Source organism: Mesorhizobium sp. M1409, assembly GCF_040317535.1.
Taxonomy (GTDB): Bacteria; Pseudomonadota; Alphaproteobacteria; order Rhizobiales; family Rhizobiaceae; genus Mesorhizobium.
In genome coordinates, this window is sequence record NZ_JAMYKV010000045.1 from 40,755 (window position 1) to 60,652 (window position 19,898).

The 19,898-nt window shown below is 63.0% G+C and carries 21 protein-coding genes; 18 read left to right on the plus strand and 3 right to left on the minus strand.

Translation table 11 applies throughout. The annotated features are described in order from the left end of the window. Nucleotides 1-3: 3 nt before the first annotated feature. On the minus strand, nucleotides 4-234 hold the full coding sequence (locus NKG99_RS27300) for a type II toxin-antitoxin system ParD family antitoxin (RefSeq protein WP_352872117.1): 231 nt from the start codon (nucleotides 232-234) through the stop codon (nucleotides 4-6). A gap of 37 nt (nucleotides 235-271) precedes the next feature. Beyond that, nucleotides 272-1,525, minus strand: a complete 1,254-nt coding sequence (locus NKG99_RS27305; RefSeq protein ID WP_352872118.1) for an NAD(P)/FAD-dependent oxidoreductase — start codon at nucleotides 1,523-1,525, stop codon at nucleotides 272-274. A 433-nt stretch (nucleotides 1,526-1,958) separates the two neighbouring features. Between NKG99_RS27305 and NKG99_RS27310 the strand changes: the two genes are divergently transcribed. The 18 genes from NKG99_RS27310 to trmB all read left to right on the plus strand — a co-directional run bounded on the left by NKG99_RS27310 (nucleotide 1,959) and on the right by trmB (nucleotide 19,564). Further along, nucleotides 1,959-3,248 carry an imelysin family protein gene (locus NKG99_RS27310; RefSeq protein ID WP_352872119.1) on the plus strand — a complete coding sequence of 430 codons (1,290 nt, stop codon included), beginning with the start codon at nucleotides 1,959-1,961 and terminating at the stop codon, nucleotides 3,246-3,248. Between the two features lie 111 nt (nucleotides 3,249-3,359). Continuing rightward, the gene (locus tag NKG99_RS27315) at nucleotides 3,360-3,671 is read left to right on the plus strand and encodes a (2Fe-2S)-binding protein (RefSeq protein WP_352629776.1); all 312 of its coding nucleotides are present in this window, start codon (nucleotides 3,360-3,362) and stop codon (nucleotides 3,669-3,671) included. Further along, nucleotides 3,637-4,122 (plus strand): bacterioferritin, encoded by a 486-nt coding sequence (gene bfr, locus NKG99_RS27320; protein WP_352629774.1) that lies wholly within the window; start codon nucleotides 3,637-3,639, stop codon nucleotides 4,120-4,122. Before NKG99_RS27315 ends, bfr begins: the two co-directional genes overlap by 35 nt. Before the next feature lie 12 nt (nucleotides 4,123-4,134). Then, the gene (locus NKG99_RS27325) at nucleotides 4,135-5,736 is read left to right on the plus strand and encodes a di-heme oxidoreductase family protein (RefSeq protein ID WP_352872120.1); all 1,602 of its coding nucleotides are present in this window, start codon (nucleotides 4,135-4,137) and stop codon (nucleotides 5,734-5,736) included. Next, on the plus strand, nucleotides 5,736-6,815 hold the full coding sequence (locus NKG99_RS27330) for an imelysin family protein (protein WP_352872121.1): 1,080 nt from the start codon (nucleotides 5,736-5,738) through the stop codon (nucleotides 6,813-6,815). The genes NKG99_RS27325 and NKG99_RS27330 overlap by 1 nt, the downstream gene beginning before the upstream one ends. Before the next feature lie 352 nt (nucleotides 6,816-7,167). Beyond that, a complete protein-coding gene (locus NKG99_RS27335) occupies nucleotides 7,168-8,274 on the plus strand; it encodes a DUF1513 domain-containing protein (RefSeq protein WP_352872122.1) in 1,107 nt (368 codons plus the stop codon). Between the two features lie 108 nt (nucleotides 8,275-8,382). Further along, nucleotides 8,383-9,060 carry a tRNA (adenosine(37)-N6)-threonylcarbamoyltransferase complex dimerization subunit type 1 TsaB gene (tsaB, locus tag NKG99_RS27340; RefSeq protein WP_352872124.1) on the plus strand — a complete coding sequence of 226 codons (678 nt, stop codon included), beginning with the start codon at nucleotides 8,383-8,385 and terminating at the stop codon, nucleotides 9,058-9,060. An 86-nt stretch (nucleotides 9,061-9,146) separates the two neighbouring features. Beyond that, the gene (rimI, locus tag NKG99_RS27345) at nucleotides 9,147-9,641 is read left to right on the plus strand and encodes a ribosomal protein S18-alanine N-acetyltransferase (protein WP_091579544.1); all 495 of its coding nucleotides are present in this window, start codon (nucleotides 9,147-9,149) and stop codon (nucleotides 9,639-9,641) included. Nucleotides 9,642-9,661: 20 nt separating this feature from the next. Further along, a complete protein-coding gene (gene olsA, locus NKG99_RS27350) occupies nucleotides 9,662-10,462 on the plus strand; it encodes a lyso-ornithine lipid O-acyltransferase (protein ID WP_352872125.1) in 801 nt (266 codons plus the stop codon). Between the two features lie 73 nt (nucleotides 10,463-10,535). Next, a complete protein-coding gene (gene miaB, locus NKG99_RS27355; protein ID WP_352872126.1) occupies nucleotides 10,536-11,945 on the plus strand; it encodes a tRNA (N6-isopentenyl adenosine(37)-C2)-methylthiotransferase MiaB in 1,410 nt (469 codons plus the stop codon). An 83-nt stretch (nucleotides 11,946-12,028) separates the two neighbouring features. Continuing rightward, nucleotides 12,029-13,021 carry a PhoH family protein gene (locus tag NKG99_RS27360; RefSeq protein ID WP_023758127.1) on the plus strand — a complete coding sequence of 331 codons (993 nt, stop codon included), beginning with the start codon at nucleotides 12,029-12,031 and terminating at the stop codon, nucleotides 13,019-13,021. An 18-nt stretch (nucleotides 13,022-13,039) separates the two neighbouring features. Then, entirely contained in the window at nucleotides 13,040-13,540 is a 501-nt protein-coding gene (gene ybeY, locus NKG99_RS27365; RefSeq protein WP_352872128.1) for an rRNA maturation RNase YbeY, read from the plus strand. Nucleotides 13,541-13,568: 28 nt separating this feature from the next. Continuing rightward, nucleotides 13,569-14,663, plus strand: coding sequence for a hemolysin family protein (locus NKG99_RS27370; RefSeq protein ID WP_352872129.1), 1,095 nt, complete (start codon nucleotides 13,569-13,571; stop codon nucleotides 14,661-14,663). Nucleotides 14,664-14,679: 16 nt separating this feature from the next. Beyond that, nucleotides 14,680-15,150: a VOC family protein gene (locus NKG99_RS27375; protein WP_352872136.1), complete on the plus strand. Its 471-nt coding sequence runs from the start codon at nucleotides 14,680-14,682 to the stop codon at nucleotides 15,148-15,150. Nucleotides 15,151-15,253: 103 nt separating this feature from the next. Continuing rightward, nucleotides 15,254-16,846, plus strand: a complete 1,593-nt coding sequence (gene lnt / locus NKG99_RS27380; protein ID WP_352872130.1) for an apolipoprotein N-acyltransferase — start codon at nucleotides 15,254-15,256, stop codon at nucleotides 16,844-16,846. Nucleotides 16,847-16,984: 138 nt separating this feature from the next. Next, nucleotides 16,985-17,404 carry a helix-turn-helix domain-containing protein gene (locus NKG99_RS27385; RefSeq protein WP_352872132.1) on the plus strand — a complete coding sequence of 140 codons (420 nt, stop codon included), beginning with the start codon at nucleotides 16,985-16,987 and terminating at the stop codon, nucleotides 17,402-17,404. A gap of 169 nt (nucleotides 17,405-17,573) precedes the next feature. Beyond that, nucleotides 17,574-18,839 (plus strand): methionine adenosyltransferase, encoded by a 1,266-nt coding sequence (gene metK, locus NKG99_RS27390; RefSeq protein WP_352872133.1) that lies wholly within the window; start codon nucleotides 17,574-17,576, stop codon nucleotides 18,837-18,839. Nucleotides 18,840-18,862: 23 nt separating this feature from the next. After that, entirely contained in the window at nucleotides 18,863-19,564 is a 702-nt protein-coding gene (gene trmB, locus NKG99_RS27395; protein ID WP_352872134.1) for a tRNA (guanine(46)-N(7))-methyltransferase TrmB, read from the plus strand. Between the two features lie 61 nt (nucleotides 19,565-19,625). Here the strand turns inward: trmB and NKG99_RS27400 are convergent, their stop codons facing one another. Beyond that, on the minus strand, nucleotides 19,626-19,790 hold the full coding sequence (locus tag NKG99_RS27400) for a hypothetical protein (protein ID WP_352872135.1): 165 nt from the start codon (nucleotides 19,788-19,790) through the stop codon (nucleotides 19,626-19,628). Nucleotides 19,791-19,898: the final 108 nt, after the last annotated feature.

Here is a 19,898-nt window from a genome sequence, read left to right on the forward strand (position 1 = left end):
AATTTATTGGCTCTGCGCTCGTTTTCTCAGCGCGGCGAAATAGTCATCGTCTACGGGAGCGCCCGGCGCGGATGATGCGCCCTCGAGGAGCAAACCGCGCAGAAGTTGACGATCCTGATCGTGGCGGATCAATTCACGCACATACTCGCTGCTCGTGCCATAGCCGCGATCCGTCACTTGCTGATCGACAAAATGCTTCAAGCTGTCGGGCAGTGAGATATTCATGGTGCTCATTCAGGCATTTTATTGCGTATGGCAAAAATTGGCAATCCTAAGCACTGGCCTTGACTGGCTCCATGTCCTGATACGCGGCCAACGCCGCTTTCAGGCCCTCGGGGCCTGCCGCGATCGTTTCCGGCGTCGGCGAGAAGCCGGCGCCGAGCATTTTGCGGCCAAGCATGTGGTCGCCGGGACGGTTGACGGATTCGATGCCGAGCAGCCGGTCGCCAGCATAGTGATAGATCGAGAATTTGTTGTCTGGCAGGTCGCCCAGCACGACATGGTGGTCGCCACCGGCGGTCAGGCCGACCATCTGCAATTTCATGTCGCCGATATCGGACCAGAACCACGGTACCGCCGAATAGGCGTCGGCATGGCCGGTGATCGTACGCGCGGCAAGCCGCGCCTGGTCGGTGGCATTCTGCACCGATTCCAGCCGCACGTCGCCGCCGGTGAACCAGTGCCGGTAGGAGGCAGCGTCGCCGATGGCGAGGATTTCAGGCGCCGAAGTGCGCATCTGGTGATCGACGCGGATGCCGTTGGCGATGCTAAGGCCTGCTGTCCGCGCCAGTTCGACATTCGGCACGGCGCCGATGCCGACGATGACCATGCGCGCCGGCAGCCTTTCGCCTGACGAAGTCATCGCTGCCGTGACATGGCCGTTTTCGCCTTCGAGCCTTGCAATCGAGGTGCCGGTGAGGACGCGCACGCCTGTCGCTTCCAGCCGTTGGCGCACATGGCTCGCCACGACCGGCGCCACGGCGCGGCCGAGCAGCCGGTCCAGCGCTTCGACCACGGTCACCGTGCGGCCGGCGGCCCTCAGCGTCGCGGCGATCTCCAGCCCGATGAAGCCGCCGCCGAGGATCACGACCTCGTCGCTCCGGGCGCTCAGTTCACGGATCAGCCGCGCATCGGCGAGCGAGCGCAGCGACAGCACGCCGGAGAGATCGGAGCCTGGCAACGGTAGGATACGTGGGCGCGAGCCGGTCGCCAGGATCAGGTGATCGAAAGCAAGTGCGCCGCCGCCGGCAACATCCAGGCTGCGGCGTTCGGCATCGATGCGATCGATCCTGACGCCCGGCCGATAGTCGATGGCGCTGCCGGTGTAGAAGGCCTCGCCGCGCAAGGGTTGCGGTTTGGCCTCGGCATCCTTGATGAAGGTCTTCGACAGCGGCGGCTTGTGGTAGGGCAGTTCGTTCTCGTCGCCGACGAGGATCACCGGCCCGTCATAGCCGTCCTCGCGCAAGCTTGCGGCCGCTTGCACGCCCGCATGTCCCGCGCCGACAATGACCACACCGTTCTTCATCGCATTGCAATCCTGATAAGAGTCTAGGATGTCCCGCCAAGTGGCAATTGTCTGGCGCCGCCGCAAGAGAGCTTTTGCGGGTCGCACCCGGGATGGCGGCTGTCAATCGTACAGTTCGTCCGCAAGACCGGTGCAGGCAAGGGATAAAGTTGATAGTTGTAGTTTAGAATAATTCTAAACTATTGTTTCAATTGATTTTTCTTGCTGATCTCCATTGACATCCGGCGATGTCGCAGCTTTATGGAAGCTCGCGCGTCAGCGCATCCCTTTAATGTCTGGGCCTTGAACCCTTTCGATTGGAGGCATTTTGGTGTCTTTCTTCCGCGAACCGCGCGATGGCGCGGCATCTCTTGCGCCCAATGGCTTGCAGATCGCCAGGCGCCCGTTGCCGCGTGCGCCATTTACAGAATTTCCGAGAAACTGGAGAGTGATTATGACAGCACGATATGGCGGCAGGTTTGCCGCGATCGGCGCCACGGCCCTGCTGACGGCGGCGGTGTTCGTGTTGCCGGCCAAGGCGGAAACCGATGCGAAGGCGGTCATCAAGACCTATTCCGACATCGCGCTCGCCAAGTATGAGGATTCGCTGACCACCGCGCAGGCGCTCGACAAGGCAGTCGATGCGCTGCTCGCCAACCCCTCTGCGGAAACGCTCAATGCGGCCCGCGACGCCTGGAAGGCATCGCGCGTTCCCTACCAGCAGACCGAGGTCTACCGTTTCGGCAACAAGATCGTCGACGACTGGGAAGGCAAGGTGAATTCCTGGCCGCTGGACGAAGGCCTGATAGACTATGTCGCCAAGAGCTACGGCACCGAATCGGACGCGAACTCGCTCTATACGGCCAATGTGATCGCCAACAAGGAGATCGAGATCAACGGCAAGAAGGTCGATGCTTCGAACCTGACACCGGAATTCCTCTCCGGCACGCTGCAGGAAGCCGGCGGCGTCGAGGCCAATGTCGCCACCGGCTACCACGCCATCGAATTCCTGCTCTGGGGCCAGGACCTGCATGGCACCGGCCCGGGCGCCGGCGAGCGCCCCTACACCGATTACGACCTCAAGAATTGCACCGGCGGTAATTGCGATCGTCGCGCCCAGTATCTGAAGTCGGCCAGCGATCTTCTGGTCTCCGATCTGCAGGAGATGGTCGGCAACTGGAAGGAAGACGGCGCTGCCCGCAAGAGCCTCGTGGACGGCGAGCCGAACACCGCCATCTCGACGATCTTCACCGGCATGGGCTCGCTGTCCTACGGCGAACTGGCCGGCGAACGCATGAAGCTCGGCCTGCTGCTGCACGATCCGGAAGAGGAGCATGACTGCTTCTCCGACAACACCTACAACTCGCATCTCTACGACGCCATCGGCATTCGCGCTGCTTACCATGCCAACTATACCAGCCTCGACGGCACCGTCGTTTCGGGTCCCTCGGTGGCCGATATGGTGAAAGCAGCCGATCCGGCGATCGACAAGGAGCTGTCGGACAAGCTCGATGTCACGGTCGCCAAGATGGAGGCGATCAAGGCGCGGGCACTGGCCGGCGAGGCCTATGACCAGCAGATCGCCGAGGGCAACACGCAAGGCAATGCCGCCGTGCAGGCAGCGATCGACGCGCTGATCGACCAGACCAAGTCGATCGAACGAGCCGTTGGCTCCCTGAAGCTCAGCACCATCGCCTTCGAGGGGTCCGACAGTCTCGATGCACCCGACAAGGTGTTCAAGTAAGGTCGAAAGGCTGGAGCCTGATCCGGAGCCGGACATCGGCTTCGGCATGCGCTCCCGTAGGAAATAAAGCCACACGGCGCGGGAGGCGCCGTCAGCCATCCGAGCAAATTAATGCTGATCTGCCATTGCAACATCATCACTGAGAAGGAGATCGAGCAGACGATCGTCGGGCTGCTGGATCAGGATCCCTGGCAGCTGATCGTACCGGCGAAGGTCTATCATGCCATGCAAAAGCGCGGTCGCTGTTGCGGCTGCTTCCCAAATGTGGTGGAAACGATCATTCGGGTCACCGAAAATTACCACGCCCGCTCGGAGGCGAGCGGCGTGGATATCGTTTCACACCTGGATCGCGTCAGAAGCCTGCGCGTCCAATACGGGAGCAGAAATCATGAAAGGCGACCCGCAGGTCATCGAGCGGCTTAACGAGGCCCTTTTTCTGGAGCTAGGGGCCGTCAATCAGTACTGGGTGCATTTCCGTCTGCTGGAGGACTGGGGATACGCCAAGCTGGCAAAGAAGGAGCGGGCGGAATCGATCGAGGAGATGCACCATGCCGACAAGCTCGTGGCTCGCATCATCTTCCTTGAAGGCCATCCGAACCTGCAGTCCGTGGCGCCGCTGCGCATCGGCCAGAACGTCAAGGAAGTGCTCGAATCCGACCTTGCCGGCGAATATGACGCGCGTACCGCCTACAAGCGTTCACGCGAAATCTGCAACGACGCGGGCGACTATGTGACGATGAAGCTGTTCGAGGAATTGCTGGCCGACGAGGAAGGTCATATCGACTTCCTAGAGACGCAGCTCGACCTGCTTGCCTCTATCGGCGAGGAAAAATACGGCCAGCTCAACGCCGCATCGGCGGACGAGGCGGAGTAAGGGCATGCGGGAATGCGGCGCCTGCTAGAATTCGTGCGCCGCTCGCGGAGGGCCGATGGCTCGCCGCTCCCTCGGAAGACGCCAGCCGGATTGGCGCGTCGGCGCTGTATCGTCCTCGTGATGGCGCTCACCTCTTCGGCGATGGCCGGAAATCTTCAACCCGCCGGCCTCGCCACCACGCGCACCGACCTCAATGCGAAGGATCAGGCGCGCGTCACCGCAATCACAAGGCCGACGTCGGATTTCTCCAGGCCCGAGCAATTCGAATTGATGCAAGGGGGCGCCGGCACGTCAAGAAAGGACGTCAGCCGCGATTCCTTCTCGCAATCCTCGGCCAACATCACCTTCGAGGAAGAGGGCGACTTCAAGCTCGGCAATGCCCTGTTTCGCAAGAACTGGGTGTCGTCGCCGTCCTCGACGCAGGCCTCGGACGGGCTCGGCCCGCTGTTCAACGAACGCGCCTGCCAGAATTGCCATCTGAAGGATGGCCGCGGCCGTCCGCCGCAAGGCGACGCCGTCACCACCTCGATGTTCCTGCGGCTGGCGCGTGAGGCCAGCAGCGCGGAAGAGAGAGCAGCACTTGCCGACCACAAGGTGCTCAATTTCCCCGACCCGGTCTACGGCGCGCAATTGCAGGAACTGGCGGTGCCCGGCCTGCGCGGCGAAGGCCGGATGCATGTCGACTATCGGGAGCGTAAGGTAGAGCTGACGGATGGCACCGTGATTTCCTTACGCAAACCAAGCTATTCGGTTGTCGATCCTGCCTATGGACCACTCGATCCGCGCATCACGCTGTCGCCGCGCCTGACGCCGCCGATGATCGGCCTTGGCCTGATCGAAGAGATTGCGCCGGCCGATATCCTTGTCCGCGCCGACCCGAATGACGTGGACGGCGATGGCATTTCCGGCAGGCCGAACATCGTGCGCGACGGCCGGGGCGGAGAGCTGACGCTTGCTCGTTTCGGCTGGAAGGCGCAGACCGCGTCGATCCGTCAGCAGGCAGCTGACGCCTTTGCCGGCGACATCGGCATCTCGACGCCGGAAGAACCAAAACACTGGGGGGATTGCACCGCCGCGCAGGCCAAATGCCTCGCCATGCCGACCGGTGCGCAGCAGCGTCTCGGGCCGGTCGAAGCGCCGCCGCCGGTGATGGATCTCGTCACCTTCTATTCGCGGAGCCTCGCCGTGCCGGCGCGCCGCGACCTCGACCGGCCAGATGTGCTCACGGGCAAGAAGATCTTCTACGAGATCGGCTGCATTGCCTGCCACACGCCGAAATTCGTCACCCGTCGCGGCACGCCCAACAAGGCGCAGGCCTTCCAGTTGATCTGGCCTTATTCCGACTTTCTGCTGCACGACATGGGGCCCGATCTGGCCGACGGCCAAGCCGTGGGCGATGCGACGGGTAATGAGTGGCGCACGCCGCCGCTGTGGGGCATCGGCCTGACCGAGACGATCAACGGCAATTCCTTCTTCCTGCATGATGGGCGCGCGCGCAGCCTGACCGAGGCGATCCTTTGGCATGGCGGCGAGGCGCGGAAGGCGCGCGACCGCTTTGCCGCCGCTGATGCGGCCGACCGCGATGCGCTGCTCAAATTCCTGGAGTCACTGTGATGCTCAAGCGCTGTGTGTTGTTTCTCGTTCTTCCGCTGGCTCTGCTGGGCGCCGTCCCGGCATCCGCGGCGGTCAAAGCCTCCGAAATCATCCAGGGGGCAATCGACGGCTTTGTCCGCCCCGCCTATGCCGGCCTGCATGAGCATGCGGAAGCCCTAACGAAAGCGATGCACAAGCTCTGCGAAGCGCCCTCGCAAGGGAAGCTCGATGCCGCGCGCGCGGCATTTTCCGCCACCCTCTATGCCTGGTCCTCAGCCGAAATCATCGGATTCGGACCGATCAAGGAGAACAACCGGCTGGAACGCATGCTGTTCTGGCCGGATCGCAAGAGCATCGGCCTGAAGCAGGTGCAAGCGGCCTTGGCGGAGAAGGATGCAACCGCCACCGATCCGGCACAGCTGGCCGGCAAGAGCGTCGCCATGCAGGGACTGGGCGCGCTCGAATTCGTGCTCTATGGCGACGGCGCCGAGGGACTTTCCGGCAAGGATGATCCCTATCGTTGCGCCTATGGCGCGGCGGTTGCCGGCAATATCGAAACCATGGCCGGTGAGGTCAGCGCCGCCTGGAACAAGCCGGACGGCTTTGCCGCTCTTTGGGCCAATCCGGGGCCTCAGAACGCACTTTATCGCGACGGCAACGAAGCGGTGACGGAACTGGTCGGCGTCTTCATCAATGAGCTGGAAATGGTTCGCGACGTGCGCCTGAAAGGGTTTTTCGGCGGAAAGCCGGATGCGGACAAGCCGAAACAGGCGATCTACTGGCGCTCGCGGAACACCGCCAATTCGCTAGCCGGCAATCTGTCCGGGATAGACACGCTGTTCCAGGCATCGAAGCTTAGCGATGCGTTGCCGGCCGATGCGCGCTGGATGGCCGAGTCGATCCACATCCAGCTGGTCAACGGTGTCGCCACCGCGAAGTCCATCCAGGGCCCGATCGACAAGGCGCTTGCCGATCCGGCACTGCGTGACAAACTCGACCATTTCGCGCTGATCACCTCCAGCCTGTCGACCTTGATCGGCACCAGGCTGACCGCCGAATTCGGCCTGACCGCCGGCTTCTCGTCGCTGGATGGGGACTGAGCATGATCTCGAGATTGGCCAAAACGCCCATAGTTTCGTCATCCTGGGGCGAAGCAAGGAGCGAAGCGACGCAGCGCAGACCCCGGGATCCATGCCGCGACTTCAAAGCGCTGCCGCGGTCCAGAATTTTGCTCCGTTGCACCCGACGGTCGAGGTCACGGCATGGATCCTCGGGTCTCCGCGACGTCGCTTCGCTCCTGCTCCGCCCGTGGATGACGAAATTCCGGAGGCTTCGGCCAACTTCCAACGTCTGCGATAGATCATTCCAAGAACCGGTAGGTGCCAAGCGTCAGCTCCGATCCGCAAAAATCACCCTGTCTTGGAGCGAGCCAGTGCAGGGGAGGATCGCCTCTTGAAAACCTCCCTCATCGATCGCCGCGATTTCCTGAGGGCTGCGGGTATCGGCTTTGCCGCCGCAATGACGCCGTCGGCCTTGGCAAAAACGCTTACGGCGGACGCCGTCTTCGCTACCGCCTTCGTCAAGCGCGACGGCAGCTATGGCGCCGCCGTCCTGTCCGAGGCTGGCAAAATCCTGCACGCGATCGACCTGCCTGATCGCGGCCATGACGTCACCTTCGATCCCATATCGAAGCGTTCGGTGGTCTTCGCTCGCCAGCCCGGCACGTTCGCCGTTGTCTTCGATCATTCCGGCCGTGACGCACCACTGACCATCGCCAGCATCGCCGGCCGGCATTTCTTCGGCCATGGCGCGTTCTCGCCCGACGGGGCGCTGCTATACGCCACCGAAAACGACTTCGACAACGCTGCCGGTGTGGTCGGCATCTACGACGCCCGGGCGAAGTTCAACCGCATCGGTGAGTTCCCGACCCATGGCATGGGTCCGCACGAGCTTCTGCTGCTGGGCGACGGCAGGACGATCGCGGTTGCCAATGGGGGCATCGAGACCCATCCGGATTACGGCCGCGCCGAGCTCAACATCGCGACCATGAAGCCGTCCTATGTGCTCATCGACCGCGTCACCGGCGATCTCATCGAGAAACACGAATTGCCGGCCGCGCTGCACCAGCTGTCGATCCGCCACATGGACGCCGACCCGTCCGGCACCGTCTGGTTCGGCTGCCAATACCGGGGGCCGGGCACCGATCGTCCGCTGCTGGTCGGCCGCGCCGCGCGCGGCAAGGATTTGCAGCTCCTCGACATGCCGCGGGACGTGCTGTCCGGCTTCCGCAATTATATCGGTTCGGTAGCCGTCAATCCGCTTGCCGGCACCGTCGCCGTCTCGTCGCCGGAAGGCAATTCGCTTGTCGTGATCGATTCGACGAGCAGCCGGGTCGTCTCGGCCAGCGCACTGGTCGAGGTTTGCGGCGTGGCGCCCGACGGGACCGGCTTCATGGCCACCACAGGCGCCGGCGAAATCGTCGAGGGCAGCGGTGCGACACGCTCCGAACCGGACTATGTCTGGGACAACCACATGCTGCGCATCGAACAGGCGGCGTAGATATTTCCTGCCGGGCCGAAGCGAAGCCATTTAACGAATTATGCACTATCCCCTTGCGGTGGCGGGCCATGGCGGGCACAGGGAATTGTTTTTCGAACCGGTCGCTTCATGAAACTGCTTGCCATCGACTGTGCCGCCAACCTCTGCGCCGCTTGCGTCTATGACGCGGCGGCGAAGCAGGAGCTTGCCCGTTCGGTGCTCGATCTCGGGAAGGGCCATGCCGAGCACCTAATGACCGTCATCGCCGAAGCGCTGAAGGCAAGTGCCACCGACTATGCCGGTCTTGGCGCCATCGCCGTTTCGGTCGGCCCGGGTTCCTTCACCGGTCTGCGTGTCGGCGTCTCGACCGCGCGTGGCTTGGCGCTGGCGTTGAAGATCCCCGCGATCGGGGTGACGACGCTCGAGGCGCTGGCCGCTGAAGCAGCAGCGGCATTTCCCGGCCGCGCCGTGCTGGCGGCGCTCGATGCGGGTCGCGAGGAAATCCATGCCGCCCTCTACGATGAAATGTCGGCTTTGACTTACGGTCCGGCTGTGGCCACACTGGCTGACGTCGTGGCGATGGCGACGGAAAATTCTTCGGTGCTTGCCGGTACCGCGGCGGCGCTGATCGTCGCATCGGCGGGGGGCGGCTTCGATATCGGCCCTCGGACAGCCACGGCGGACATTGTCACCTACGCCGGCCTGGCTGCCGCCAAGGGTCCGGGCGAAAGGCCAAAACCGCTTTACTTGCGCGGCGCCGACGCCAAGCCGCAGGCCGGATTTATACTAGCAAGGCTCAGACCATGATCCCGAAAAGTCGATGTCGGTTTTCTCGGACAAACGGGAAACCGTTTTGTCCAGAGATCATGGTCAATCAAGAAAACGAAAACTAAATGCGCATACCTTTTCTCCAACCACGCCGCCGGGACTATGCGCTCGAGCCGCTGAAGATCGCCGACAGCCCGGCGGTCTCGCTGCTGCATCGCGAGGACTTTGTCCGCCCATGGACGGATGGCGAATTCGCTGCCTTGCTCGAACAGGACACCGTATTCGGCTATGCCGCGCGCGAAACCGGACAGGGCTCCAAGCCGCCCGTTGGCTTCGTGCTGGCCAGACTCGCGGCCGGCGAAGGCGAGATACTGACCGTCGCGGTGGCGCGATCGCACCGCCGGCAAGGGCTGGGCTGGCAATTGATGGACGCGGTACTGCGCGAACTGCACGCGCAGCGTGCCGAAGCGCTGTTCCTGGAGGTCGACGAGACCAATGTCGCGGCGATCGCGCTCTATCGGCGGCTGGGCTTCCGCGAGGTCGGCAAGCGACCGAATTACTACAAGTCGCCGGAACGCGGACCGACCGGCGCGCTTGTCATGCGCCGCGATCTTCGCTAGCCAGAGGCCGGGATAGGGCGATGATCAAGAAAATCAGGATTTTCCTGGCGCTGGGCCTCGTCGTCGCCGGTTCGCTGGTCCTCGTGCCCTTGCAGATACTGTCGATGAAGACCGGCTGGTGGCCGGAAACCTTCATCCTCAAGATATGGCACAGGCTGATCATCAGCGCGCTCGGCATGCGCATCCATGTCAAGGGAACGCTATCGACCAAGCGTCCTTTGCTTGTGGCATCCAATCACATCTCGTGGACCGACATCATGGTGCTCGGCTCATTTGCCGACGTGAAATTCATCGCCAGAGCCGATATGGAAGGCTGGCCGCTGATCGGCATGCTGTCGAAGCTGCAGCGCACCGTGTTCATCGAGCGTGAGCGCAAGCGGTCCTCGGGCGACCAGGCAAGCGAGATCGCCAGCCGCATGGCCAAAGGCGACGCCATGGTGCTGTTCGCCGAGGGCTCGACAGGCGACGGCAACATCGTCCTGCCGTTCAAGAGCACGCTGTTTGGCGCCGCGTCGATGGCGATTTCGGAAGGTGCGGCCGAGCAGGTCTTCATCCAGCCGGTGGCGATTGCCTATACCCGCCTGCATGGCGTGCCGCTCGGCCGACGCCACCGCCCGCTTGCAGCCTGGATCGGCGATGAGGATTTGATGCCGCATCTCAAGGTGTTGCTGGCGGAGGGGGCCCTCGACGTTGAGGTGCATTTCGGCGAGGCGATTGCTTTTTCCAAGGGTTCGAACCGCAAGGAAACGTCAAAACTGATGGAAAGTCAGGTGCGCGGGATGATGCAGGCAGCGCTTGCCGATCCGCGCCCGAGCCGCTAGCCCCGGCCGCGCTCGTGGGCGCATGCCGAGAATGGTCTGTTTTTTGTCACGGAAAGGCGTTAGAAGCCGCCAGATGGACTTGAACACGATCGAAAGCGACGACATCCGCACCGCGGCCGGACAGCCGGAGGTGCTTTCAACGGCGGCGAAAAAAGTCTTCATCAAGACCTATGGCTGCCAGATGAACGTCTATGATTCACAGCGTATGAGCGATGCGCTCGCCGCCGATGGCTATTCCGCGACCGATGCCATCGGCGAGGCCGACCTGGTGTTGCTCAACACTTGCCATATCAGGGAGAAGGCGGCGGAAAAGGTCTATTCCGAGCTCGGCCGTATCCGCGATATGAAGGCCGAACGCGCCTTGGCCGGCCGCGAGATGCTGGTCGGCGTCGCCGGCTGCGTGGCGCAGGCCGAAGGCGCCGAGATCCTCCGCCGTTCGCCGGCCGTCGACCTGGTCATCGGCCCGCAGACCTATCACCGGCTCCCCGATGTGCTGGCGCGGGTGCGCGGCGGCGAGAAGATCGTCGAGACCGACTACGCCATCGAGGACAAGTTCGAATACCTGCCGCAGCCGAAGCGCGCCGAGGTCATCAAGCGCGGCGTCACCGCCTTCCTCACCGTGCAGGAAGGCTGCGACAAATTCTGCACCTTCTGCGTCGTGCCCTACACCAGAGGCTCGGAAGTCTCGCGGCCGGTGGCACAGATCGTCGCGGAGGCTGAGCGCCTGGCGGAAGCCGGCGTGCGCGAAGTGACGCTGCTTGGCCAGAACGTCAATGCCTGGCATGGCCGCGGCGAAAACGGCGAGGAATGGGGCCTTGGCCGCCTGCTGTTCAGGCTGGCCGAAATTCCCGGCCTGGCGCGGCTGCGCTACACCACTAGCCACCCGCGCGACATGGATGACGAACTCATCGCCGCCCACCGCGATCTGCCGGCGTTGATGCCCTATCTGCATCTGCCGGTGCAATCAGGTTCCGATCGCATCCTCAAGGCGATGAACCGCCGGCATACGGCCAAGGATTATCTGGCGCTGCTCGACCGCATCCGCACTGCCCGGCCTGACATAGCGCTTTCAGGCGACTTCATTGTCGGCTTCCCCGGCGAGACCGAAGCGGATTTCGAGGCGACCATGGAACTGGTGCGTCAGGTGAGCTACGCTTCGGCCTTCTCGTTCAAATATTCGCCGCGTCCCGGCACGCCGGGCGCTGAAATGCCCGATCATGTGCCGGAAACCGTCAAGGACGAGCGTCTGCAGCGGCTGCAGGCCCTGCTTGTGAAACAGCAGCAGGATTTCGGCTTGAGCCTCGTCGGCAGCACCATCGACACGCTGATCGAGAAGCCCGGCCGCCAGGCCGGCCAGAAGGTCGGCCGCTCGCCGTGGCTGCAGCCGGTTATTGTTGATGAAAAGGCCGGCGAAATCGGTGACATTATCCAGGTGCGAATCACGAAGACGGGCTACAACAGCCTGTTCGCCGAATTGGCCTGAGGGTCTCGGCAGATAAGGAGAGACGGTTGAGCGCTGCGGAAGTGAAGAATCTGCCCCAGACCACTGCATCCGGGGCTTCTGATATGGCGCATATCGTTCTGACTTTCGACAACAACAAGCTTGCCAGCGCCCTTTACGGTCAGTTCGACGAAAACCTCGCCAGGCTCGAGCAGAAGCTCGGCGTCGACATCCGCTCGCGCGGCAACCAGCTGACCATCAAGGGTTCGGCGTCAGCCGCCGAGCAGGCGCGCCGCGCCCTGGACAACCTCTACGGCATTCTCCAGAAGGGCGTCGATATCGGCCAGTCCGACGTCGATGGCGCCGTGCGCATGGCAATCGCCGCCGACGATCAGTTGACGTTGCCGACGCTGGAGCGCAAGGGCAAGGTCTCAGCCGCCCAGATCGCCACCCGCAAGAAGACGATCTATGCCCGATCGCTCAACCAGGACGCCTATATGCGGGCGCTGGAGCGGTCGGAACTGGTGTTCGGCATCGGTCCGGCCGGCACCGGCAAGACCTATCTCGCGGTGGCGCATGCGGCGATGCTGCTCGAGCGCGGCATGGTCGAGCGCATCATTCTGTCGCGGCCGGCGGTCGAGGCCGGCGAGCGGCTCGGCTTCCTGCCGGGCGACATGAAGGAAAAGGTCGATCCCTATCTGCGGCCGCTCTATGACGCGCTTTACGACATGATGCCGGCCGACAAGGTCGAGCGCGCCATTGCCGCCGAAGTGATCGAGATCGCGCCGCTCGCCTTCATGCGTGGCCGCACGCTGGCGCACGCCGCGGTCATCCTCGACGAGGCGCAGAATACCACGCCGATGCAGATGAAGATGTTCCTGACCCGTCTCGGCGAGAACTCGCGCATGATCGTCACCGGCGATCCCACCCAGATCGACCTTCCCTCGAACACCAAATCAGGCCTGGTCGAAGCCTTGCGTGTGCTGGACGGCGTGGCAGGGGCGGTCACCGTGCGCTTCAACGATGGCGACGTCGTTCGCCATCCGCTGGTGGCGGAAATCGTCAGGGCCTATGACCGGGATGCCAAACTGGCGCGCGGCCTCGGCGCCGAGAATTGATTTTGACGATGCGGCTTCATGCCTGAGGACAAGATATCCGGCGACGGGGCACTTCCCGTCGACATCGATATATCTGTCGAAGCGGGCGAATGGCCCGATGAGGCAAACCTGACGCGGCTGGTCGATCGCGCCGTCGCGGCTGCCTTTGCCGAGACCGGCGTGGCGGGCCGTTCCGAACTCAGCCTCGTTTTTTCCGACGATGCCCATATCCGGGCCCTCAACGCCGGTTGGCGCGGCAAGGACAAACCGACCAACGTCTTGTCTTTCCCGGCTTTTCCGTTGCTGAAAGGAGCCCCGCTGCCGCCGATGCTGGGCGATATCGTGCTGGCAGCCGAGACGGTCGCGCGCGAAGCGGCACTGGAAGACAAGCCTGTCGAGAACCATATCACCCATCTCGTCATCCATGGCCTGCTGCACTTGCTGGGCTACGATCACGAGACCGACGCCGGGGCCGAGGCGATGGAAGCCATCGAACGTGCTGCGCTCGCAAGGCTTGCCATTCCCGATCCCTACGCGTAACTACTTCTGACCAATTGACCGGACGACGATGAACGACAAACCAGAGACTGCCGCCCGCCCCGACGCCGGCAGTGCGACCAAGGCTTCCGATAAGTCGGAAGAGGGATCAAGTCCGAGTACCGTTACCTCTGGTGCTGCCAGCACCGGCAGCGTTGCCAGCGAAATATCGCCCGCCGGTCCCTCCCTGTTCGACCGCGTTCTGGGCCTGTTTAGGCAACGCAACGGAACCAGCCTGCGTGAGGAAATTGCCGACGCGCTTGCCGAAACGACGAGCGACGCCGGGGCCTTCTCGCCCGGCGAACGCGCCATGCTCAACAACATCCTGCGGCTGCGCGAGGTGCGCGTCGAGGACGTCATGGTGCCGCGCGCCGACATCCAGGGGGTCGAGATCACGACGACGCTCGGCGACCTCCTGGGCACCTTCGAACAATCCGGCCATTCGCGCATGCCGGTCTATTCCGAGACGCTCGATGATCCGCGCGGCATGGTCCATATCCGTGACGTACTGGCTCACATCACCAAGATCGCGCGCGTCAAAAAGGGCCGCGCGACCAGGAAAACCCCCGCCGCCACGGTTCTCGATCTCGCACAGGTCGACCTCGCGCGCACCATTGGCGATCTCAATCTGATCCGCCCGGTGCTGTTCGTGCCGCCGTCGATGCTTGCCTCCGACCTGATGGGCCGCATGCAGACGACGCGCACGCAGATGGCGCTTGTCATCGACGAATATGGCGGCACCGACGGCCTTGCCTCGCTCGAGGACATCGTCGAGATGGTGGTCGGCGACATCGAGGACGAGCATGACGATGATGAGCCGATGATCACCCAGAGCGGTGACGGCGTGTTCATCGTCGACGGCAAGGCCGAGATCGACGATGTCGCCAAGATGATCGGCGGGGATTTCGCCGCCGGCGAACATGGCGAATATGTCGACACCATAGGCGGCATGATCTTCAATACGCTTGGCCGCGTCCCGGCTCGCGGCGAGGTGGTTCAAGCCATTCCCGGCTTCGAATTCCATGTGCTGGATGCCGATCCACGCCGCGTCAAGCGCGTGCGCATCGTACAGAGCCAGAAGGGCGAGCGCCGCCGGCGCGCCACGGCCCGTGCCGAACAGGCGTGAGCGTTTCGCTCGCCCGGTGACGGTCGACGACCCATTCAAGCGCGCAAGCCTGGGCTCCGGCGTGTTCTACAAGGATCCTCGGGCCGCGCTGGACTGGCTTGAGGCGGCCTTCGGCTTCGAGCGCAGCATGGTGGTCAGTGATGCCGAGGCAAAGCTCGTCCATTCCGAGATGCGGTTTGGCGACGGCCACATCATCGTCGATTCCGAATGGATCGATTACGTCGCCAGCCCGGCTTCGGTCGCCGGCAAGAACACGCAGTCGGTCCTTGTCAAGCTGAAGGACGGTCTGGATGCCCATTGCGAGCGTGCCAGGGCCAAGGGTGCCGAGATCGTCCAGGAGCCGGCGGATCAGTTCTATGGCGAACGCCAGTATCGGGCGCGCGATCCCGAGGGCCATGTCTGGACCTTCACGCAGACCATCCGTTCGGTTCCGCGCGAGGAGGCCGAACGGCTGGGCGGCGTTCAAATCGACGGCTGGCACCGGTAGAGTGGTGACCGGAGCTTACATCGCGGCCTGCCATCCGGCGTTTGGCCCGCGGACCGTGGCCTGTTAAATCTTGCGTCCTGATTCGCGCGACTCGGAAGTATGCATGGTGCGCCTTGCCGGCCGGATAATTCTGCTTTGGGGTTGGCGGCGCGCGCTCGTGGCGTTTATCGCAGGTGCGTTTGCCGTGCTTGGCCAGGCGCCCTACGATTTCTTCGCCGCCTGTTTCATCTCGTTTCCCGTGCTGGTCTGGCTGCTCGACGGCGCCACCGGCGAAGCCTCCGGCAGCCTGTTCCGTCGCTTGCGACCGGCCTTCGCCGTCGGCTGGTGGTTCGGCTTTGGCTATTTCCTTGCCGGCCTCTGGTGGATCGGCTCGGCCCTGCTGGTCGAGGCCGACAGCTTTGCCTGGGCGCTTCCCTTCGCGGCGGTCGGCATTCCCTTCGCACTCGCCTTTTTCTACGGCTTTGCGGCCATGGTTGCCCGGCTCTTGTGGAGCAGCGACATCGGCCGCATCGCTGCCCTTGCCTTCGGCTTCGGGCTGGCGGAGTGGCTGCGCGACTTCCTGTTCACCGGTTTCCCCTGGAATGCCATCGGCTACGCGGCCATGCCCGTGCCGCTACTGATGCAAAGCATCTCGGTGACCGGCATGATCGGCATGAACGCGCTCGCGGTGTTCGTCTTCGCGCTGCCGGCGCTGCTGGCGACGCGTCGGCATCTGCGTCTCGGCGCCGGGCTGTTTGCCATGCTCGCCGCCGCCCATGTCGGCTTCGGCTATGTCAGGCTTGCCGCTCCCGAACCGCCGGCGGCGCACAGCCTGGACGTCCGCATCGTCCAGCCGGCCGTGGACCTGTCGGAAAAGTGGGACGCCTCGGTGCGCGACCGCATCTTCGCAACATTGGTGGGGCTGTCGGCCAAGGCGCCGGACCCGGGGCACGGCAAGCCGCAACTGATCCTGTGGCCCGAAACCTCGGTGCCGTTCCTCTTCACGGAGCGTCCGGACGCATTGACGGCGCTGGGCGACATGCTGGCACCCGGCCAGATGCTGATCGCCGGCGTCGTCCGCGAGGAAGGCGGCTCGGCCGCGAATGCCGACAGCCGCTACTATAACTCCGTGGTCGCGATAGACGACAAGGGTGAAATCTCCGATGCTGTCGACAAGGTTCACCTTGTGCCGTTCGGCGAATATCTGCCTTTCTCCGATCTGCTCGAGCGTTTCGGCATCGAGCAACTGGTTGCCGGGCCGATGAGTTTTGCGGCCGGAAACGAGCGGCACGCCATCACGCTGCCCGACGGCATCCGTGCATTGCCATTTATCTGCTATGAGGTGATCTTTCCCGATCTTGTGGCAGTTGACGCTACGTCAGCACAGCTTATTGTGAACGTTACCAATGATGCGTGGTTCGGCGACACGCCGGGTCCGTATCAGCATTTCAGGCAGGCCCAGATCCGTGCGGTGGAGAATGGATTGCCATTGTTGCGTGCGGCCAACAACGGCATCTCGGCCGTGGTTGATCCGCGCGGGCGTATTGTCGACGCGCTGGCGATCGACGCCCGCGGCGCCATCGATGCCCATGTGCCGATTTCCGAACAGGCGGTTATCTCTCCTGGCCAACGACGCGTTAACGGAATGCTGATCATGTTGCTGTTTGCCATTGCGGCCGCAATTTTGAGCGTAAGGCAGAGGCTACGGGTGAATTGACAGCCAACACATTAGAAACTCATACTGTAAGCGCCTGATATTTCTCGAAGTCGGTTGATCGTTCTGTTGGGGCAGTTGCCTCCGGCTTCGTTTGGGCAGGAAAAAATAGAAAAGCCGAAAAAATTCGGCGAGGAAAAAATGACAGAAGACAACAAGAAAAAACCGAATCCGATCGATATCCATGTCGGCAGTCGCATCCGGCTTCGCCGCAACATGCTTGGAATGAGCCAGGAAAAGCTGGGAGAAAACCTCGGCATCACATTTCAACAGATTCAGAAATATGAAAAGGGCACCAACCGCGTCGGCGCCAGCCGTCTGCAGGCGATCGCGTCCATCCTAGGCGTGCCTGTCGCCTTCTTTTTCGAGGATGCGCCCGGCCAGGAGGCCGTGGCGGGCCGTGGATTTGCCGAGGATGCGTCGATGGCCTTCGCCGTCGAATTCTGCGGCAGTCCCGAAGGACTTCAGCTCAACCGGGCCTTTGTCAAGATCGCCGACGCCAAGGTGCGCCGCAGGATCATAGACCTGATCAAGTCCCTCTCGACCGACGATGCCGACTGATCCGCAATCACGCTTGGACCGGCGGCGCCCTGCCGCCGGTGGCACAAGATAACTGCATCGACATTCATGCCAGAACCGAAGCATCGCTTGACGAGCGGCGCTTCGCCCCGCTAACACGTGGCGCGCCAAAATCGGCAGCCTGCCGATCGTTTTTCAAGAGGGGACACCCGTGACGCGGCAGAACTACTTCTTTACCTCGGAATCCGTTGCCGAGGGCCATCCCGACAAAGTCTGTGACCGGATCTCCGATGAGATCGTCGATCTGGTCTATCGCGAAGCCAAGAAGACCGGCATGGACCCGTGGAAAGTCCGTGTCGCCTGCGAGACGCTTGCGACAACCAACCGCGTCGTCATCGCCGGCGAGGTGCGCGTCCCCGAGACGCTGCTGAAGAAGGACAAGGCAGGCAACATCCTCACGGATGCCGCCGGCCATCCGGTCGTCAATCCGGCCAAGTTCAAGTCGGTCGCCCGCAAGGCGATCCGCGAAATCGGCTATGAGCAGGCCGGCTTCCACTGGAAAACGGCGAAGATCGAGGTCCTGCTGCACGGTCAGTCGCCCGATATCGGCCAGGGCGTCGACAACGCCTCCGACCGTCAGGGCGAAGAAGGTGCCGGCGACCAGGGCATCATGTTCGGCTATGCCTGCCGCGAGACGCCGGATCTGATGCCGGCGCCAATCTACTACAGCCACAAGATCCTCGAACTGCTGGCAGCTGCCCGTCACGAAGGCAGCGGTGAAGCCGGCAAGCTCGGGCCGGACGCCAAGAGCCAGGTCACCGTTCGCTACGTCGACGGCAAGGCCGCCGAGGCGACGCAGATCGTGCTGTCCACGCAGCATCTCGATGCGAGCTGGGATTCGAAGAAGGTCCGCAAGGTCGTCGAACCCTATATCCGCGAGGCCTTGGGCGAGCTGAAGATCGCCGACAACTGCATGTGGTACATCAACCCGACCGGCAAGTTCGTCATCGGCGGGCCGGACGGTGACGCCGGCCTGACCGGCCGCAAGATCATCGTCGACACCTATGGTGGTGCCGCACCGCATGGCGGCGGCGCCTTTTCCGGCAAGGACACCACCAAGGTCGATCGTTCGGCGGCCTATGCGGCACGCTATCTGGCCAAGAACGTCGTGGCGGCGAAACTCGCCGACCGCTGCACCATCCAGCTTTCCTACGCCATCGGCGTTGCCCAGCCGCTGTCGGTTTATGTCGACCTGCACGGTACCGGCAAGGTCGACGAGGCAAAGCTGGAGGAGGCGCTGCGCAGCGTGATGGATCTGTCGCCATCCGGCATCCGCCGCCATCTCGATCTCAACAAGCCGATCTACGCCAAGACGTCGTCCTACGGCCACTTCGGCCGCAAGGCCGGCCGCGACGGGTCTTTCTCCTGGGAGAAGACCGACCTCGCCAAGGCGCTCAAGGACGCGGTCGCCGCCTGATAGCGGCGCCGCAAAGTCCCGCCATGGATCCGAAGGACAGACCAAGCCGCGCGACCGAAGCCTTCTTCGGTCGCCGGCGCGGCAAGACCATGCGTCCGCAGCAGGCGGCGGCACTGGAAAGCGGTTTCGGCACATATCGGCTCGATCTGACGGCTGAACCGCCGGCCGATCTGCACGTTCTGTTTGAAGCGGGTATTTCGGCGGTTCGCCTCGAGATCGGCTTCGGCGGCGGCGAACATCTGCTGCATCGCGCGACCGAAGCGCCGACGGTCGGCTTTATCGGCGTCGAGCCCTTCGTCAACGGCATGGCCAAGATGATGATGGCGGTGCGAGAGAAACCGCTCGCCAATCTGCGGGTTTATGACGACGATGCCACCCGGTTGCTGGATTGGTTGCCGCAAGCCTCGCTGGACGGTATCGACCTGCTCTATCCCGATCCCTGGCCGAAGAAGAAACACTGGAAGCGGCGCTTCGTCAGCCCGGTCAATCTCGAGCGCTTCGCGCGGGTGCTGAAGCCGGGTTCAAAATTCCGCTTCGCGTCCGATATCGACACGTATGTCAACTGGACCCTGCTGCATTGCCGTGCGCATGGTGCGTTCGCGTGGCAGGCTTCGGAGGCGGCGGATTGGCACCGGCCCTATGATGGCTGGCCGGGCACCCGTTATGAAGCGAAGGCCATTCGTGAGGGCCGGCGGCCGGCCTATCTCACTTTTGTCAGAACATAGGCGCGCTCACGCCCACTAGCCTCCGGCCGTTGCGAAGGTTAGCTTCGTCCACTCGCCCAATTCAGAAACGACCGATCCTGTTGAATACAGCCAGATCCATTCCGAGCTTGCGCAGGTCGTCAGCGCGCGGCTTGCGGCCTGCTTCCACGGCACGCGAGGCAGCGACCGCGCTGCCAAATGTCGTGAAGAGCTCGCCTATGGCGGATAAAATCTTGCGGTTGGTCATGGTCGTGCCCCTTCGGCAGGGCGATCGGGTGAGTTAACGCGTGACAAGGGGTTTAGGAGCTGAATCTGTCGAGAGCATCTGATTCTTTGAAGGATGCTTTGGATGGAC

What these genes read in the sequence shown, in the direction of transcription:
- olsA (WP_352872125.1), top strand. Translation starts at nt 9,662, where the DNA reads ATGATCAAGAAAATCAGGATTTTCCTGGCGCTGGGCCTCGTCGTCGCC.
- NKG99_RS27330 (WP_352872121.1), top strand. Translation starts at nt 5,736, where the DNA reads ATGCTCAAGCGCTGTGTGTTGTTTCTCGTTCTTCCGCTGGCTCTGCTG.
- NKG99_RS27305 (WP_352872118.1), bottom strand. Translation starts at nt 1,525, where the DNA reads ATGAAGAACGGTGTGGTCATTGTCGGCGCGGGACATGCGGGCGTGCAA.
- tsaB (WP_352872124.1), top strand. Translation starts at nt 8,383, where the DNA reads ATGAAACTGCTTGCCATCGACTGTGCCGCCAACCTCTGCGCCGCTTGC.
- bfr (WP_352629774.1), top strand. Translation starts at nt 3,637, where the DNA reads ATGAAAGGCGACCCGCAGGTCATCGAGCGGCTTAACGAGGCCCTTTTT.
- NKG99_RS27325 (WP_352872120.1), top strand. Translation starts at nt 4,135, where the DNA reads ATGCGGCGCCTGCTAGAATTCGTGCGCCGCTCGCGGAGGGCCGATGGC.
- NKG99_RS27300 (WP_352872117.1), bottom strand. Translation starts at nt 234, where the DNA reads ATGAGCACCATGAATATCTCACTGCCCGACAGCTTGAAGCATTTTGTC.
- NKG99_RS27310 (WP_352872119.1), top strand. Translation starts at nt 1,959, where the DNA reads ATGACAGCACGATATGGCGGCAGGTTTGCCGCGATCGGCGCCACGGCC.
- lnt (WP_352872130.1), top strand. Translation starts at nt 15,254, where the DNA reads ATGGTGCGCCTTGCCGGCCGGATAATTCTGCTTTGGGGTTGGCGGCGC.
- rimI (WP_091579544.1), top strand. Translation starts at nt 9,147, where the DNA reads ATGCGCATACCTTTTCTCCAACCACGCCGCCGGGACTATGCGCTCGAG.
- NKG99_RS27315 (WP_352629776.1), top strand. Translation starts at nt 3,360, where the DNA reads ATGCTGATCTGCCATTGCAACATCATCACTGAGAAGGAGATCGAGCAG.
- miaB (WP_352872126.1), top strand. Translation starts at nt 10,536, where the DNA reads ATGGACTTGAACACGATCGAAAGCGACGACATCCGCACCGCGGCCGGA.
- ybeY (WP_352872128.1), top strand. Translation starts at nt 13,040, where the DNA reads ATGCCTGAGGACAAGATATCCGGCGACGGGGCACTTCCCGTCGACATC.
- NKG99_RS27400 (WP_352872135.1), bottom strand. Translation starts at nt 19,790, where the DNA reads ATGACCAACCGCAAGATTTTATCCGCCATAGGCGAGCTCTTCACGACA.
- NKG99_RS27385 (WP_352872132.1), top strand. Translation starts at nt 16,985, where the DNA reads ATGACAGAAGACAACAAGAAAAAACCGAATCCGATCGATATCCATGTC.
- NKG99_RS27370 (WP_352872129.1), top strand. Translation starts at nt 13,569, where the DNA reads ATGAACGACAAACCAGAGACTGCCGCCCGCCCCGACGCCGGCAGTGCG.
- NKG99_RS27360 (WP_023758127.1), top strand. Translation starts at nt 12,029, where the DNA reads ATGGCGCATATCGTTCTGACTTTCGACAACAACAAGCTTGCCAGCGCC.
- trmB (WP_352872134.1), top strand. Translation starts at nt 18,863, where the DNA reads ATGGATCCGAAGGACAGACCAAGCCGCGCGACCGAAGCCTTCTTCGGT.